This window comes from Faecalibaculum rodentium (assembly GCF_001564455.1).
Classification (GTDB): domain Bacteria; phylum Bacillota_I; class Bacilli_A; order Erysipelotrichales; family Erysipelotrichaceae; genus Faecalibaculum; species Faecalibaculum rodentium.
Genome location: NZ_CP011391.1, coordinates 1,308,691 through 1,323,043 on the forward strand (window position 1 = coordinate 1,308,691; position 14,353 = coordinate 1,323,043).

Annotated in this window: 13 protein-coding genes; 6 read left to right on the forward strand and 7 right to left on the reverse strand. The window is 52.1% G+C overall.

Annotated elements, in window-relative coordinates; translation table 11 throughout:
- The first annotated feature begins 12 nt into the window (after positions 1 to 12).
- Entirely contained in the window at positions 13 to 1,932 is a 1,920-nt protein-coding gene (locus aalo17_RS06395) for an NAD(+) synthase (protein WP_067557096.1), read from the forward strand.
- Between the two features lie 107 nt (positions 1,933 to 2,039).
- A complete protein-coding gene (locus tag aalo17_RS12610) occupies positions 2,040 to 2,417 on the forward strand; it encodes a hypothetical protein (protein ID WP_145907561.1) in 378 nt (125 codons plus the stop codon).
- A gap of 269 nt (positions 2,418 to 2,686) precedes the next feature.
- On the opposite strand, the gene aalo17_RS06405 is transcribed toward aalo17_RS12610, so the two are convergent.
- Positions 2,687 to 3,025 carry a hypothetical protein gene (locus tag aalo17_RS06405; protein ID WP_145907564.1) on the reverse strand — a complete coding sequence of 113 codons (339 nt, stop codon included), beginning with the start codon at positions 3,023 to 3,025 and terminating at the stop codon, positions 2,687 to 2,689.
- Positions 3,026 to 3,456: 431 nt separating this feature from the next.
- Between aalo17_RS06405 and aalo17_RS06410 the strand changes: the two genes are divergently transcribed.
- The 4 genes from aalo17_RS06410 to aalo17_RS06430 all read left to right on the forward strand — a co-directional run bounded on the left by aalo17_RS06410 (position 3,457) and on the right by aalo17_RS06430 (position 8,058).
- Entirely contained in the window at positions 3,457 to 4,098 is a 642-nt protein-coding gene (locus tag aalo17_RS06410) for a response regulator transcription factor (protein WP_082743280.1), read from the forward strand.
- Positions 4,099 to 4,187: 89 nt separating this feature from the next.
- Entirely contained in the window at positions 4,188 to 4,829 is a 642-nt protein-coding gene (locus aalo17_RS12615; RefSeq protein WP_145907567.1) for a sensor histidine kinase family protein, read from the forward strand.
- 291 nt (positions 4,830 to 5,120) lie between these two features.
- Positions 5,121 to 5,795 (forward strand): ABC transporter ATP-binding protein, encoded by a 675-nt coding sequence (locus aalo17_RS06425; protein ID WP_067557115.1) that lies wholly within the window; start codon positions 5,121 to 5,123, stop codon positions 5,793 to 5,795.
- Positions 5,752 to 8,058 (forward strand): hypothetical protein, encoded by a 2,307-nt coding sequence (locus aalo17_RS06430; protein ID WP_158507744.1) that lies wholly within the window; start codon positions 5,752 to 5,754, stop codon positions 8,056 to 8,058. Before aalo17_RS06425 ends, aalo17_RS06430 begins: the two co-directional genes overlap by 44 nt.
- A gap of 164 nt (positions 8,059 to 8,222) precedes the next feature.
- Here aalo17_RS06430 and aalo17_RS06435 read toward each other — a convergent pair whose 3' ends face one another.
- The 6 genes from aalo17_RS06435 to lon form a co-directional block, all read right to left on the reverse strand.
- Positions 8,223 to 8,498: a hypothetical protein gene (locus aalo17_RS06435; RefSeq protein ID WP_067557120.1), complete on the reverse strand. Its 276-nt coding sequence runs from the start codon at positions 8,496 to 8,498 to the stop codon at positions 8,223 to 8,225.
- Between the two features lie 26 nt (positions 8,499 to 8,524).
- Positions 8,525 to 9,088: an LOG family protein gene (locus aalo17_RS06440; RefSeq protein WP_158507745.1), complete on the reverse strand. Its 564-nt coding sequence runs from the start codon at positions 9,086 to 9,088 to the stop codon at positions 8,525 to 8,527.
- A 404-nt stretch (positions 9,089 to 9,492) separates the two neighbouring features.
- Positions 9,493 to 10,242 carry a hypothetical protein gene (locus aalo17_RS06445; protein WP_067557126.1) on the reverse strand — a complete coding sequence of 250 codons (750 nt, stop codon included), beginning with the start codon at positions 10,240 to 10,242 and terminating at the stop codon, positions 9,493 to 9,495.
- 310 nt (positions 10,243 to 10,552) lie between these two features.
- Positions 10,553 to 11,191 (reverse strand): spermidine synthase family protein, encoded by a 639-nt coding sequence (locus aalo17_RS06455; protein WP_067557136.1) that lies wholly within the window; start codon positions 11,189 to 11,191, stop codon positions 10,553 to 10,555.
- Positions 11,192 to 11,372: 181 nt separating this feature from the next.
- On the reverse strand, positions 11,373 to 12,035 hold the full coding sequence (gene yihA / locus aalo17_RS06460) for a ribosome biogenesis GTP-binding protein YihA/YsxC (protein WP_082743283.1): 663 nt from the start codon (positions 12,033 to 12,035) through the stop codon (positions 11,373 to 11,375).
- Positions 12,035 to 14,338, reverse strand: a complete 2,304-nt coding sequence (lon, locus tag aalo17_RS06465) for an endopeptidase La (protein ID WP_067557138.1) — start codon at positions 14,336 to 14,338, stop codon at positions 12,035 to 12,037. The genes yihA and lon overlap by 1 nt, the downstream gene beginning before the upstream one ends.
- Between the last annotated feature and the right edge of the window lie 15 nt (positions 14,339 to 14,353).

A 14,353-nucleotide genomic window follows, 5' to 3' on the forward strand; every position in this document is an offset into this window, starting at 1 on the left:
TACCATTTTTTCATGAAACGGTTTGATTACTACAAAGCGGCGGTCTGCACCCCGCCTGTTTCCATTGGCAACCCGAAAGCCAACGTCGATGAAATGCTTCGGATCCTGCAGTCTCTGGATCCCGATACCCAGCTGGCGGTGTTTCCGGAACTGGCTGTCACCGGTTATACCTGTGCAGACCTGTTCTATGAAGACCTCCTGCTGAATGAGGCTGTGGACCAGCTGGTCCGGCTGGCTGAAGAGGCACCTGCGAACATGGCTGTGATTGCCGGCATTCCCCTGAAAGCCGGGACCCGGCTGTTCAATGCAGCGGCCTTCCTCTTTGGCGGAAAGGTCCTTGGTTTTTATGTGAAACACCACCTGCCAGGCTACAACGAGTACTATGAACCCCGCTGGTTTTCCCCAGCCCGCGACCTGGATGTTTCCGATGTCAAGGTCAATGGGGTCGATGTACCTGTATCAGGGAAGATTCTCTTTGCGGATGAAACCACGGATGCCGTGATCGGCATCGAAATCTGCGAAGATCTGTGGGTGGCTGTCCCGCCTTCCTCCGGACATGCGCAGGCTGGAGCCAATATTCTCGTGAACTGCTCCGCCTCCAACGAAGTGATTGCCAAGAGTGGATACCGTCGTGACCTGGTTTCCAGCCAGAGCGCGAAAACCTACAGCGGTTACCTGTACTGCAGCGCCGGGCCCGATGAGTCCAGCACGGATCTGGTCTTTTCCGGGGCCGATCTCATGGCAGAGAACGGAAAGATCCTGGCTGAGACCGCATCTGAGGAAAGCATCTCCTGCGAGATCGACTTGCAGCATCTGAAAAACGACCGGCTGAAGTTCAAGACATCCCTGCAGGAGAATCGTGAGGGCTATACCGTTGTGACCTATGCTTCTGCCAATCTGGAGACCATCGAACTGACCCGGGCTGTGGAGGCCTATCCTTTTGTGCCGGGCGATCTGAACAGGCGCCTGGAACGCTGTGAAACCATTCTGGGGATCCAGGCGCAGGGCCTGGCAACCCGACTGAAAAAGATCGGCTGCCGCCAGGCAGTCATTGGCATCTCCGGGGGTCTGGACAGCACACTGGCGCTGCTGGTGACGGTCCGGGCGTTCCGGCTGCTGAGACTGCCTGTATCCGGCATCACAGCCGTGACCATGCCGGGGTTCGGCACGACAAAACGGACAAAATCCAATGCGGATGAGCTGATGGAACTGTTGGGCGTGACAAGAATGGAAGTTCCCATTGCGGCCAGTGTCCGCCAGCATTTTGCGGACATCGGGCAGGATGAATCGGTACATGACATTACCTATGAAAACGGTCAGGCCAGAGAGCGGACCCAGATCCTGATGGACCTGGCCAACAAAGTTAACGGCATTGTAATCGGAACCGGTGACCTGTCGGAGCTCGCTCTGGGCTGGTGCACCTATAATGGTGATCATATGAGCATGTATGCGGTGAACGCCAGTGTACCCAAGACACTGGTCCGTTATCTGGTGGAAAGCGAAGCGCTGTCCGCCAGAAAGGCCGGCAATACAAAGCTGGAACGTGTCCTGCTGGATATCTGCGATACCCCGGTTTCTCCGGAACTGCTGCCGCCGGACAAAGACGGGAATATCGCGCAGAAAACCGAGGAAGTGCTTGGAAGCTATGACCTTCACGACTTCTTCCTGTACCATATGCTGCGGTATCATGAAAGTCCGGAGAAGATCTTCGAACTGGCCAGACTGGCTTTCCCGCAGGTGGATGCGGGGAAGATCAAGGAATCGCTGCGGACCTTCTACCGGCGGTTCTTTGCCCAGCAGTTCAAGCGCAGCTGTCTGCCGGATGGACCGAAGGTTGGTTCCATCTGTCTGTCTCCCAGGGGAGACTGGCGGATGCCGAGTGATGCCAGTGCGGCCCTCTGGCTGAAGCAGGCAGAAGAACTGGATGTGTGAATTGTGAAAACCCACCAGTCAGAAACGAGATCTGACTGGTGGGTTTTGCAATATGGTCAAAAAAGAGCTGTTCCAGCTTACCTGACTGTTTTCTGAGGATGTGCAGGATGATGGAACCGGCACAGCAGGGCTGTTCTCCAGACGCTCAGCTCAATGATGGAGACATGGAACAAAACCTCATAATTCAAGGTATGAGCCGGATACAGAAACATCAGGAGCCGGATATCCGTTATCAGGTAAATCATCCAGAACAATGTGGAAATACTCAGGATGATGAGAGACCTGTATCCCACCCCGGCTTTGTTGAGAACCAGCAGAAACAGCTCGGAAAAGACAACAGAGAATACAGAAAGCCAGACGGGATGCACGACGCTGTTTCCAAACAGATGGCTTGTCGGGACAATAGAACTGCACAGAAAGCACACAATAAAGAGCAGCAGTGGTGCCAGAATAAGAACAGCTGTCAGCAACAGCTTTTTGATTGAATCAAACACAGGCAGATGCAGACAGACAACGGGATGAGAATCCATCGGCGTGATGGCTTCGTGAGGACAGGAATGCAGTGTGCAGCGGATTCATAAAATTCCCTTCTTTCCGGCAGGTTTCAGCCTGCTTCTGATTTGCGGTAAGCGTTTTGCCACCAAATTGTCTGATATTCCTGAAGGTGTTGGTTCAGGTGACTGGTCAGCATCGTCGAATCATGGAAACGGGTTTGACTGATATCTGACTAGACTGACCTGCGTGCAGGCATCCGTTATTGGATGTAGTCTCTGACTGCCATAAACTGCACAGTCAGTATTTTGCAGCCCGAATGGTCTGTCATCTGCGGGTCATGATAATGAAATTCCAGCAGTGGAGCTGCTTCTCTTGGAACCAGTCGTTCATCGGTTGACGGAACAACATAATTCCAGTCGGAATCCGGTGACTGAAGAAGTCTCTCGTTGGCTTCCCACATATCACCATGAAAAACGACATTATACGTTTCGGCATCAGTTTGGCTGATTTGAAGGGTCGACTCATCACTGTGCAATGTCTGTTCTGTCAGAAAAGAATAAGGATTGTCTCTTGTGTTGTCAAAATCAGTGAATGCCATACAGACTTTGTAAGCGTCAGATTCAGGAACAGAGATCTTCCACTCCCAGCTGTCTTCGCTTTCATTCGTGAGGACAATCCCGCAATCCGGTTGTGCCGCGCATCCGGAGAAAATCAGCGTCTGCAGAGATATAAACAGAAATCTGCTTTTCTTAGCGGTGTAACGCCTATATTTCATGGGAAACCTGTTTCTGTCTCCAGGATGGATACCAGACAGCATTGTATGGATACAGATCTGAATCCAGTCCCCTGCCAGCAGTTAACGTAAAGGCTGCAGCTTCTGATTCAACAGCCAAAGATACAGCGTGATTCATAGTTCTCCCTCTTTCCGGTAGGTGTGTTCCTGCTTCTGATTTGATGGTAAGCGTTTTCAATCACAAAATTGTCACGGTCTCCAGACTGTGATACTTTTTTTACAGAAAGTTGAATACCATGAATATTTTATTGATTGAAGATGATGCAATCTTGTCAGATACCATCTGCCAGTCCCTGAAGCCTGTGCGCTGCGTACAATGCAATTCCCTGTCTGGTGCATTTGATCAGACGGAAGAACAGTGGGATGTCATTCTGCTGGATCTTAACCTTCCCGATGGATCAGGCATGCAGTTTCTCCAGATTCTGCTGGAAATTTCAGATGTGCCGGTTATTATTATTTCTTCCAGAGATTCAAATCAGGAAATTATTGCAGGGTACACCGCCCAGGCGGATGACTATCTCGTAAAACCCTTTGGACTGGACATTCTCAGAGCCAAAACCGACCGCATCCTGTTCCGGACTCACACGCTGCGAAAAAGCGGCTGCATTCTGGTGGCAGACAAAGGCCTGCTGGTGGGAGATAACGACAGAAGCATTACACTGTCTCCCACGGAGACAGCCATACTGTCCTGCCTTTTTTCACGCAGCCTTTCCCATTACAGCGATCTGATCCGCCATATCTATACCCGGACCGGCAAGGAAGCCACTGTCAGAACAGTAAGTACCCGCATCAGTGAGCTGAAACGAAAGCTGGTGGACATTTCCCTTTCGATCATCGGAAACGCCAGTTCCGGCTATTCCGTGAAAAGAGATCTCTGATGCACAGATATTTGCCTGTTGTTTTTCTTGCAGTATCCTGCTGCGGAATGGTGGTTTTCTTTGGATCCGGGTGTCTGGAGCTCGCAGGTTTGTATCAGGAACCCTCAGTCCACGAAATCCAATGGATCATGATGCAGTCTGCCCGTCAGCCTGGTTTTCTGATCTGTGGTTTGCTTGCAGCTGTAAACCTGATCGCTCTTGTGTGGGAAATTCACTGGTTCAGCTATTTGGACAGCCGACTTGCAAGACATATAAGGAACCATCATTCGGATCCTGTCTTTCCACTGAGCTGCAAAGCATGGGAAAGCTCAAGAAGGTCTTTTGAGCAGAAACAGGCTGCTTTACGCCTTCAACTGCGAGAACAGCAATACCGCTATGAAAACCTGTGTCATCAACTGAAATCCGGTCTTTGCGCATTGCAGCTGCAGGCAGACATAAGCGAAAATCCGCCTATGATCCGGGCAGTCCGCCATATGAATGAACTCGTGGAAAATATGCTGAAAACTGCCGGTCAGAGCGCTTTGGAAAAAGGCATGACGTTTTCATCCCTCTCTCTGGACCGGCTTGTCACAAATATTGTGATGAATCATCCACACATGACACGCATCAAGACCAATCTTGCTCCTGTCCGGTTTCATGGGGACTGCTTTTACCTGCAGGAACTGCTGTTGACCTTGTTGGACAATGCCCTGGATGCCTGTTCGGGGAGGACAAAGTTTTCCTGCAGCTGAGATCTGCACAAGATCACATTTTTTTGACTGTTAAAAATCAGGGACTGATCAGTCAGGATCAGCTGGATGCAGCCTTCCAGAGATATGTGACCAGTTCTCCTGGCCATTTCGGCATCGGGCTTGCCATGGCTGGAGAAATTGCACAGGCTCATCACGGGACCCTCAGTGGCAAAGCATCAGATGGCTGGATCACTATGACACTGTCCTTTCCTCACTGCAGGCTGGAAAGAGAAATCCTGTGACAGTTCTGTAACTGGCTTTATGTATCCTCATGGAAAAGGTGGTGACAGTATGCTTGTACGGACAGAAAATCTCACAAAATCCTACGGTCTGACCCGCGCTCTGGATCACTGTTCTCTGAGGTTTACCGATGGTCAATTCACTGCCGTCATTGGCAGAAGCGGTTCGGGAAAATCCACTTTGCTGAAGATGATTGCAGGTCTGGAAAAACCGGATTTGGGAACCGTGTTGTTGGATCACTGCAACATGACTGAACTGTCCGAAGAAAAGGCTGCCTTATTTCGGGCTGACCACATCGGATTCGTGTTCCAGTTTTTTGCGCTGGTTTCCATCTGTATAATTCAGGAAAACCTGTCCCTGATCCAGGAAACAGGAACTTTCCTCAGAGATACAGACTGGGAGAAAGAAATCATTGACCGGACAGGCATTCGTCCGTTTCTGGACAAATTCCCTCATGAATTATCCGGAGGACAGCAGCAAAGGGCAGCCATAACTGCAGCTTTGATACGCAAGCCTGATCTCATCCTGGTGGATGAACCAACTGGCAATCTGGACAGACAATCCGGAATAGAGATCATGCGCCTGCTAAAACTGTGTCAGAGCGAACTTGGGATTACTGTGATCATGGTCACTCATGATTTGGACCTTGCCAAACAGACAGACCGGATCGTAGAACTGAGAGATGGAAAGCCGTGGCTGTATGAAACGACGGATACGATGGATTAAGCCTGCACAGATATTGGTATTGACTTCAACCTGTCTGTTTTCCTGCCTGCTCTTTGAATCAGGGTTGTACCTGCAGCAGATAGCCAGAGCCCAGGAGCAAAGGGAATCTGAGCAGTGGTATGGAAGCTGGGATGCCATGGCAGTGGATGTGAGGGAAAGTGATATCAACACCCTGAAACAGGATCCGATGATCGAATCTGTCGGGACTGTCAGAATCATTGATGTCCTTTGCAGTCATGTCCCCATCCGCTGTGGACAGGCGGATGTTGCTTTTTTCAAACAGGCAGAACTGAGACTGAAAGAAGGAAGATATCCACAAAAACCCGGAGAGGCTTTGATTGAATCATCCATGCTCGATGAGCTGAAGAGAAGTTATATCCTTGGACAGGAGCTGAAGCTTGAGCTGGAGAATGAAGAAATCTGGTTTGTGACCATTGTGGGGATCACAGATTCCTACAGGTCTGGCTGGACTTGGGGAAATCGTATGCCGTCACTGTTCACGACTCTGCCGACTCTGCAGGACAGCAGGGCTTCCCTCCTGCTTCAGTCTCAGGAGGGCTGGGAGCAGTCGCTGCCGGACAAAATGCGGTCTCTGAAAATGGTTATGAATGAACGGCTGAAACAGTCCCCTCAACCTGCCTCTACGTTGTCCTGGTCCATGGTCATCCTGGCTCTGGTCGCAACGGTCCTTTTCCCATGGATCTGGATGACGATCCTGACAAGAAAGCGTGAAATGGATCTGAGTATTCTGAAACTCAGAGGCAGAAGCTCCCGGCAGCTGTGTACAGACCTGCTTCGGATCCTGTATCTGGCAGAGATACCTTCGTTGATCATCACCATAGTTGCCTGTTTTTGGATTCCCTGGTCATGGATCTGGCTGGTGAGTTTGACTCTCATGCCCATCCTGATCATCGGAGTCTGTCGACATCAACTGCAGTCGATTCCATCCTCCATCAACGCCTACGGGACGGCGAATGCATTGCTTCCTGACTTGAGCGTTAGAACCGGGAATATGATGCAGACACATCAGCTTGCTTCCCGTCTCCGGCAAACAGGCATCCATAAACAGCGGATACATCTTCTGGCTCTCGGGTTTTGCATAATGATCTGCATGCTGTCTTTCTTTTGTGCCGGTCAGATACAACAGCAATACAATGACATCTGGGAAGTCCCCGATTTTACACTTGACGTACCTGGGACTGCTCACACAAATCATCAAAAGCCATTGTCTGCACAGCAGCTGGCAGCAATAGAAGCAGTCAGCGGTGTGAAAAAAACTGCAACTGCGATGTGTGAGAGCGGCTGGATGATGAACTGGGAAGATTGTGGTCAATCCTGCATCAGAGGTATCTTCAAACAGGATGATGCTTTCATCGGACTATCGCCCGACGAAAATGGCATTCCATCCTTGTATCCAGAACTGATTGTGCTGCAGGATGGACCGCTGAAGACCCTGGTATTGGATTTGGCTGATGTATCAGAGGATACGTTTGATTCTGGTGACTCGGCAATTATCTGCCTTCCTGCATTCCAGCATTTCTACCAGGAAGAATATGGTTCCGGTGAAATCAGGTATCACGATTTTGCTTCAGAGAAGGAAGTCTGGTCAGAAACAACAATACAGCCCGGAACACTAATCACTCTCAGTGATTCAGATCAGAAACAAAAAGAGCTGACTATTCAAGGTATCCTGAAAGAAGCACCGGCAATATGGCTGGATTCTCTTTCCCTGTGGGATCAGGTCCCAGGAAGCGGCGTTCCCTATTCATTGTTTGTGAATGAATCATTTCTGAAAAACGCGTATTCAACCGTTCATGTATGGACAGAGCGTGCAACAGGAAGCCTGACAGAAAAGCAGATCTCGCAGCTGGCCAGCCGTATGAATCTCAGTCTGAGAAACCGGTATCCAGAGAAAACGAAACTTCTGGACAGCCTTTGCTTCCAGTATCGTATGCTGTATCTGTTTTCTGCGGTATCTGCCCTTGCCTGTCTTCTGATCATGCTTCAGCTGCAGAGACAGCAGAATCATAAACTTGAAACACTTTGTCTGCAGCTCAGGCAGGTATTCATTCCACCATCTGCTGTCAAAGAACTGAAGAGCTGTTATAGAAGTCAGGTTTTGTTCAGAACAGCTGTTGTACTGATACTTGCTGCTTTCGCTGGATGGCTTTTGACACCTGATGATACGAATTCTGACCAGGATGCTGCTTCGTATTATCAGCTGTCTGTATCCGAAGAATATGATATGTCAGAAAGTCCTTGAGATTTGCCAGTATATCAAGGGATTCTTCAGTACCTGCCTGGTCTTTTCATATGGGTACAAACCAGAAATATGAGGATTGTCTGAAACCACCGCCATCCTTGTGAATCCGGTAAAAAGCCGGGCAATTCGCCCGGCTCTTTACTCTGCATGTCAGCTGAGACAGCTTATTTCTTTTCTTTGGCTTCTGCTGCCTCGATCTCCTTGTTTTCCTCGGTGATCTTGCGCTCGTCCTTGCCAATGTGTTCCTGTTTGCGCTCGATGACGTTTTCATCGTGCTGGATTTCCTTTTCACGGAGATCCTTCATGAACTTGGACTTGTCGTCCTTCAGTTCTTCTTCGTGTTTGGCGATATCTTTCTGCTTGCTCGCAACCACATCCACGTCATGCTCTTCAACATGCTCGAGGATGTCACGTTCCATTTTCTTGAATGCTTCGGCCATGGGAAATGCCTCCTTTGTCAAACCCATTATAGAGCCCGGGTTTCCGCCTTCCCACTCCCCTGCCCGATCCAGTCCACGGCCTTTCGCGGGGTGTCACAGATTTCAAACAGCTCCCAGATGTAGTCACCGAGAAAGTCCTGCTCGATGGCATTCGTCAGCATCTGGATCATCGGATCGAAAAACCCATTGGTATTCAGGACCACCAGCGGTTTGTCCGTCTGTTTCAGCTGTTTCAGGGTCAGGATCTCGAAAAACTCCTCATAGGTACCGATACTGCCAGGAGTCATGATGAATGCATCCGCAAGTTCTTCCATCATCTGTTTGCGCTGCCGCATGGTCTCCGTGAAGTAGAACTCTGTGCAGCTTTTCGCCAGGACGCCATCCACATCGAAGAATCGTGGCGACACGCCAATGGAGTCTCCTCCTGCCGCCTGGATACCGTCGAGCACAGCCCCCATCATCCCGGTCTGTCCACCGCCGAAGATCAGCGTCATATCCGCGTCCGCCATCAGGATTCCCAACTCACGCCCGGCTTCTTTATACACAGGCGCGATCCGGCTGCTGCTCGCACCATATACACAAACTCTCATGTTCATCCCTCCACGGGTTTCATCATACCATGCAGTCATTGTGTCGCTGATGCCAATGCTGGCAATCAGACATCAGATAAGAGTACAAAGTGGAAAAGGGCCTGTCCACAGACAAGCCCTGTTCTCTACGGGATTGGATATCCAGGCAGACTGCATCAGCCATCAGGAGAAGACGATGAAACAAACCTGACTCTGCGGAAGCATCGTTGCAGATGGCCGTACTTCAACCTGCACAGTCACATCCAGCACCAGTCCAAAACAGTCCACTCATCCTCTTATCATGACGCTTCGGCTGACAATTCTTTGGTATCACTTCAGAGGGAACAGCAGAATTCGAAACAGACCTCACTCCAAAGAAACATCGGTGCAGATGACTGTTCTTTGAACAGACATCTGCATGGATGTTACCACGCTGTCGCTATATCCAGCTGTGTGGGATTGGCAGCTGCGAAACCACCGGTATCACAGACAATGCCCATGCCCATGGATGTGGGAACCAGGCTGCCCCTTGGCCGCAGGCCAAAGTTGGCTGCCACCATGACATAGTCGCCCAGCATTTTGGCACCGTCACCACGCACCCAGTACGGGTCGTTGTTGCCCATTCCACGCATGATGGAAACCACGCCGCTCATGTCCAGATTGTAGTAGGTTTCACGGCCGGAAGGCCCCTGGACCACGCCCGCAGACGGAGACAGGACCGGGCCGCTCCAGCTGGTGGCCTGTGCTGCTGCTTTTTTCTTTGCAGCTTCTTCCTTTGCCTTCTCCTCTTCTTCCCGGCGCTTCTTTTCTTCGGCCTCGGCCTTTTTCTTTGCTTCCTCAGCTTCCTTTTTACGCTGTTCCGGACTCTTGTCCGTCAGGGTATTCTCATCTGCATACCAGGTCTTTCCCTGGTACTCCAGACGGGCGGTTCCGGTGCCGGACTCACCGGTGAGTTTGACCTTCGTATTGCCGGAAACGAGCACCGTTTCCCCCAGGTTGTTGGAAGGATGATCGGAGAATGAAGTTGTGGACTCCACCCATACCGTCTTGTTCATGTCTTCAAAATGATACTGGGGAAACAGCAGGCTCTTGTGTTCTGCTGCAGCCGCCGGCATGGAACCGGCGAGAAACATCAGGCAGGCGCCGGCAGCGCCCTGTATCGCTTTTTTTATCATACACTCTTCCTCGCTGTTGTTGAATTTAACAAGGAAGTGATTCAGGTGCAATAAAATGTGCGCTTTTCACATCCAATCACATTTGGTAACCGTTTACTGTGGGAAAGTATGTGCTCAACAAGTGATTTACCCGACAATCATCACATAAATGACACAATCATTGCGAAAACAGACAAATTCATGAAAGCGCTTGCCGCAAGTCCCGCACTCGTCCTCGTCAGACCGGTGAATGCAGCTTCGGGGATGTTTCCGGTCTGCACGAAAAAAGGAGAGACACTGCTCTCCTGTCCAGATATCCACAAACACCAGATCAGTCACGACCATTGCCGCTTCCCTGTTCCGGTCTCTGCTCCACCTCTCCCATCAGCTGCGCCAGTGTCGGCCCCTGAGGAATCCTCCTGCCGGCAGCCCGGTACATCAGCGAGATTCCATAATACATCCCGGTGATGCCAAACAGCAGCAGACACCAGGCACCGGCCATGTGAAGCCATGGTAGAGAAGCCAGCGTGCCGATGCTGGAGCCCAGGAACCCGAGTGCCACGAAGACGTGGGAGAGAAACTCATACAGCGGCATGCGTGTCATGAGCGGCAGAATGGCTGTCACGAAGAGTCCGCCCAGCAGGATGATCACCGCGCTGATCCAAGGATGAAACGGGATCCCCATGCGGTTGGACTGCACCATGACGATCTGGGTGATGCCTCCGGAGAATCCCAGGATGACACTCAGGACCAGATTCACGTTCGCATGCAGATCGCCCCGGATCAGCGCCAGGATGCTGCCGGCGAAGGCACCGGTTCCCAGGCAGATCTCTATGATGCCCTGGGTCATGGCACTGTCCTGCGGAAGTTTCGTCACGGTGGACAGCCACGTCAGGATACCGAAGGTGGAAAACAGGAACTGCAGGGCAGGATCCGGGGATGCTATGGTGGATTTCGTCTTCATCATCATGACTGTATTCTAAAAAGAGACGCCATGCGATTCATCCGTGGTGCCTGAAAAACCGCCGGCGTTTCATGACTCTTCCTCCGACAGCACATGCAGGCAGACACAAAAGAGGCACCCTGCCTGAATGGTGCATTTGCGTCCCATTCGTCAGAGTGCCTTTGTGTCTTTGCCTGCAGTGGATGGCTCAGGCCTGTTCAGTATTCGATTGTTCGGAGTTTTCCGCCGGTGTCATTGCCGACTCTTCAGCCACTGCATCAGATTCCTGAACCGGATCCAGTTCCAGAAGTTCACGGATCTTCTGTTCCACTTCCCGCAGCCCGGTCAATTCCACGCTGGAGACCGGCAGGATGTTTTTCACCGGGATCTGGATTTTCTTCGCAATGGCCTTCAGGTGGGCGGGCCGTTTGGTCTTCGGAACCTTGTCGATCTTGGTCGCCACTATGACCACCGGAATGTGCATCTCCTTGAAGAAACCGATCATATCGATATCATCAGCCGTCGGGTCGTGCCGGGAATCCACCAGCTGCACGACCGCCTTGATGTTCTCCCGGTTCTGGAAATAGTCATCCATCATCTGTCCCAGCTGCATCAGCTGGGATTTGCTCATTTTCGCATAGCCGTAACCCGGGACATCCACCAGCATCCAGTCGCCGTCAATGGCGAAGAAATTCAGAAGCCTCGTCTTGCCCGGGGTATTGCCGACATAGGCAAGCCGCTTCTTGCCGGTGAAGGCATTGATGAAACTGGACTTGCCCACATTGCTTCGCCCGACGACCACAACCTCCGGCAGTTCGGACTCAGGCCAGCTGTCCCGCCCGCTGCTGGAGACAACGAATTCGCTGTTCATCAGACCAGGGCCTCTTTCAGCACTTCCTGAGCCGTGGCAACGGGAACAAACCGGATGTGGTCCTTCACTTCCTGAGGCACGTCCTCCAGGTCCTTGACGTTGCCCTTCGGGATCAGGATCGTATCGATCCCGGCACGGTGCGCAGCCAGGCTCTTTTCCTTCAGGCCGCCAATGGGCAGCACATTGCCACGCAGCGTGACTTCACCGGTCATGGCGAGATTGGACTTTACAGGACGTTCCGAAAGGCAGCTCACAAGCGCCGTCGTCATGGTCACACCGGCACTGGGACCGTCCTTGGGAACAGCCCCTTCCGGTACATGCACATGAATGTCCAGCTTGCCGAAGCACTCCGGATCGATCCCGAATTCCTTCGCATGGGAGCGGATGTAGTCCAGCGCAATGCTGGCACTTTCCTTCATGACATCCCCCAGCTGACCGGTCAGCACCAGATTGCCCTTGCCTTCGAACTTCGTGGCTTCGATCTGCAGGACATCCCCGCCAAAGCTGGTATAGGCCAGACCTGTCACTGTGCCGACCTGGTCCTGTTCTTCCCGCTTGCCGTAGTCTGTCTTTTCATTCCCCAGCCACTCATGGACGAGGTCCTTATCCAGAGTGATGGACTCCTTGCCGTCCTTGAGGATCGCCAGCACGGTCTTCCGGGCAATCGCTGCAATGGTCCGCTCCAGCTGGCGGACACCGGCTTCCCTGGTATAGTACCGGACAAGGTACAGCAGCATGTCATCGCTGATGTGGAGCTGCTCCGGCGTCAGGCCGTTTTCCTTCAGCTGCTTGGGAACCAGGTGCTCACGGGCGATGTTCACCTTCTCCGCATCGGTGTAGCTGGACAGCTGGATGATTTCCAGACGGTCCTGCAGGGCAGGCGGAATGTTCTCCAGGTAGTTGGCCGTGGCAATGAAGAGTACGTTGGAGAGATCGTAATTCTCTTCAATGTAGTGATCTGAGAACACACTGTTCTGCTCCGGATCCAGCACCTCGAGCATGGCACTGGAGGGATCGCCCTTGTAATCCGAGGCCATCTTGTCGATTTCGTCAATCAGGAAGACCGGGTTGACCACACTGGCTTTTTTCATGCCCTGAATGATTCGGCCAGGCAGCGCACCGAGATAGGTCCGTCTGTGTCCGCGGATCTCTGCCTCATCACGCACACCGCCCAGGCTCATCTTCACGAACTTCCGGTCCAGGGCCCGGGCCACGGATCTGGCCAGCGAGGTCTTGCCCACACCGGGAGGACCAACCAGGCAGATGATCGGTGCCTTCAGGCTGTTGGTCATCTGCTTCACCGCCAGGTACTCCATGATCCGCTCCTTGACCTTTTCCAGACCGTAGTGGTCTTCATCGAGGATCTTCTGCGCATCGTTGAGGTCTTCGTTGTCCTTCGTGACCTGCCACCACGGCAGCTCCATCAGCCAGTCGATGTAGGCCTTGATCACCCCGGTTTCCCCGGATGCAGGCGGCAGGATCTCGTAGCGCGAGAGTTCATCCCGGACCTTGGCCTTGATGTACTCCGGATAGGGATTCTCGTCCAGGCGCTTCCGGATGTTCTCCACATCCTTGTCGATTTCCGCCACATCCCCGAGTTCTTCCTTGATCGCATGGATCTTCTCCCGGAGGTAATAGTCCTTCTGGCCCTGGTCAATGCGTTCCTTGACTGTTTCGTTGATCTTCTTTTCCACCTCGGACATTTTCTTTTCTTTTTCCATGTCCTGCAGCAGCATAACCAGACGATCGTTGATGCCCGGCGTTTCCAGATACTCCTGCTTGCGTTCGGTGGCCAGGGGGAATCCCTGCACGGCTTTGTCCGACAGGACATCCGCACCCACTCCCCGGGAGAGTTCCATCATGAGTTCCTTGGACATGAATTTTTCACCGGGATGCATCTGCTCGAAGGCCTGCGCGATCATCCGAACGAGCGCCACTTCCTCGGTTTCATCCTGCCGCTGGTTGGGAATCAGCTCGACTTCCCCCATATCAGAGGTCCCGTTGTCCACCCATTTTTTCAGGCGGACACGTTCCAGTCCGCGGAATTTCACGCGGATGAATTTGTCAAAACGGCGGACATGCCGGATTTCGCACAGAGTTCCCACCTCATAGAGGTCGTCCATACCCGGATCTTCCAGATCCATGCGTTTCTGGGAAAACAGGCAGATGAGATCTCCATGGTTGTCCTGTGCGTTTTCAATCGCCGCCAGACTGGCCGGCCGGCCCACGTCTATGACGACTTCCTGATCCGGAAATATGATCACCCCGCGGGTGCAGATCAGGGGATAGGTTTTCAATGTCATTGAGTCACCACTGTC

Bases quoted from the DNA above. Each gene is read 5' to 3' on its own strand.
- aalo17_RS06395 (WP_067557096.1), top strand. From the start codon at position 13: ATGAAACGGTTTGATTACTACAAAGCGGCGGTCTGCACCCCGCCTGTT.
- aalo17_RS12610 (WP_145907561.1), top strand. From the start codon at position 2,040: ATGATGGAACCGGCACAGCAGGGCTGTTCTCCAGACGCTCAGCTCAAT.
- aalo17_RS06405 (WP_145907564.1), bottom strand. From the start codon at position 3,025: ATGGCATTCACTGATTTTGACAACACAAGAGACAATCCTTATTCTTTT.
- aalo17_RS06410 (WP_082743280.1), top strand. From the start codon at position 3,457: ATGAATATTTTATTGATTGAAGATGATGCAATCTTGTCAGATACCATC.
- aalo17_RS06425 (WP_067557115.1), top strand. From the start codon at position 5,121: ATGCTTGTACGGACAGAAAATCTCACAAAATCCTACGGTCTGACCCGC.
- aalo17_RS06430 (WP_158507744.1), top strand. From the start codon at position 5,752: ATGGAAAGCCGTGGCTGTATGAAACGACGGATACGATGGATTAAGCCT.
- aalo17_RS06435 (WP_067557120.1), bottom strand. From the start codon at position 8,498: ATGGCCGAAGCATTCAAGAAAATGGAACGTGACATCCTCGAGCATGTT.
- aalo17_RS06440 (WP_158507745.1), bottom strand. From the start codon at position 9,088: ATGAGAGTTTGTGTATATGGTGCGAGCAGCAGCCGGATCGCGCCTGTG.
- aalo17_RS06445 (WP_067557126.1), bottom strand. From the start codon at position 10,242: ATGATAAAAAAAGCGATACAGGGCGCTGCCGGCGCCTGCCTGATGTTT.
- aalo17_RS06455 (WP_067557136.1), bottom strand. From the start codon at position 11,191: ATGATGATGAAGACGAAATCCACCATAGCATCCCCGGATCCTGCCCTG.
- yihA (WP_082743283.1), bottom strand. From the start codon at position 12,035: ATGAACAGCGAATTCGTTGTCTCCAGCAGCGGGCGGGACAGCTGGCCT.
- lon (WP_067557138.1), bottom strand. From the start codon at position 14,338: ATGACATTGAAAACCTATCCCCTGATCTGCACCCGCGGGGTGATCATA.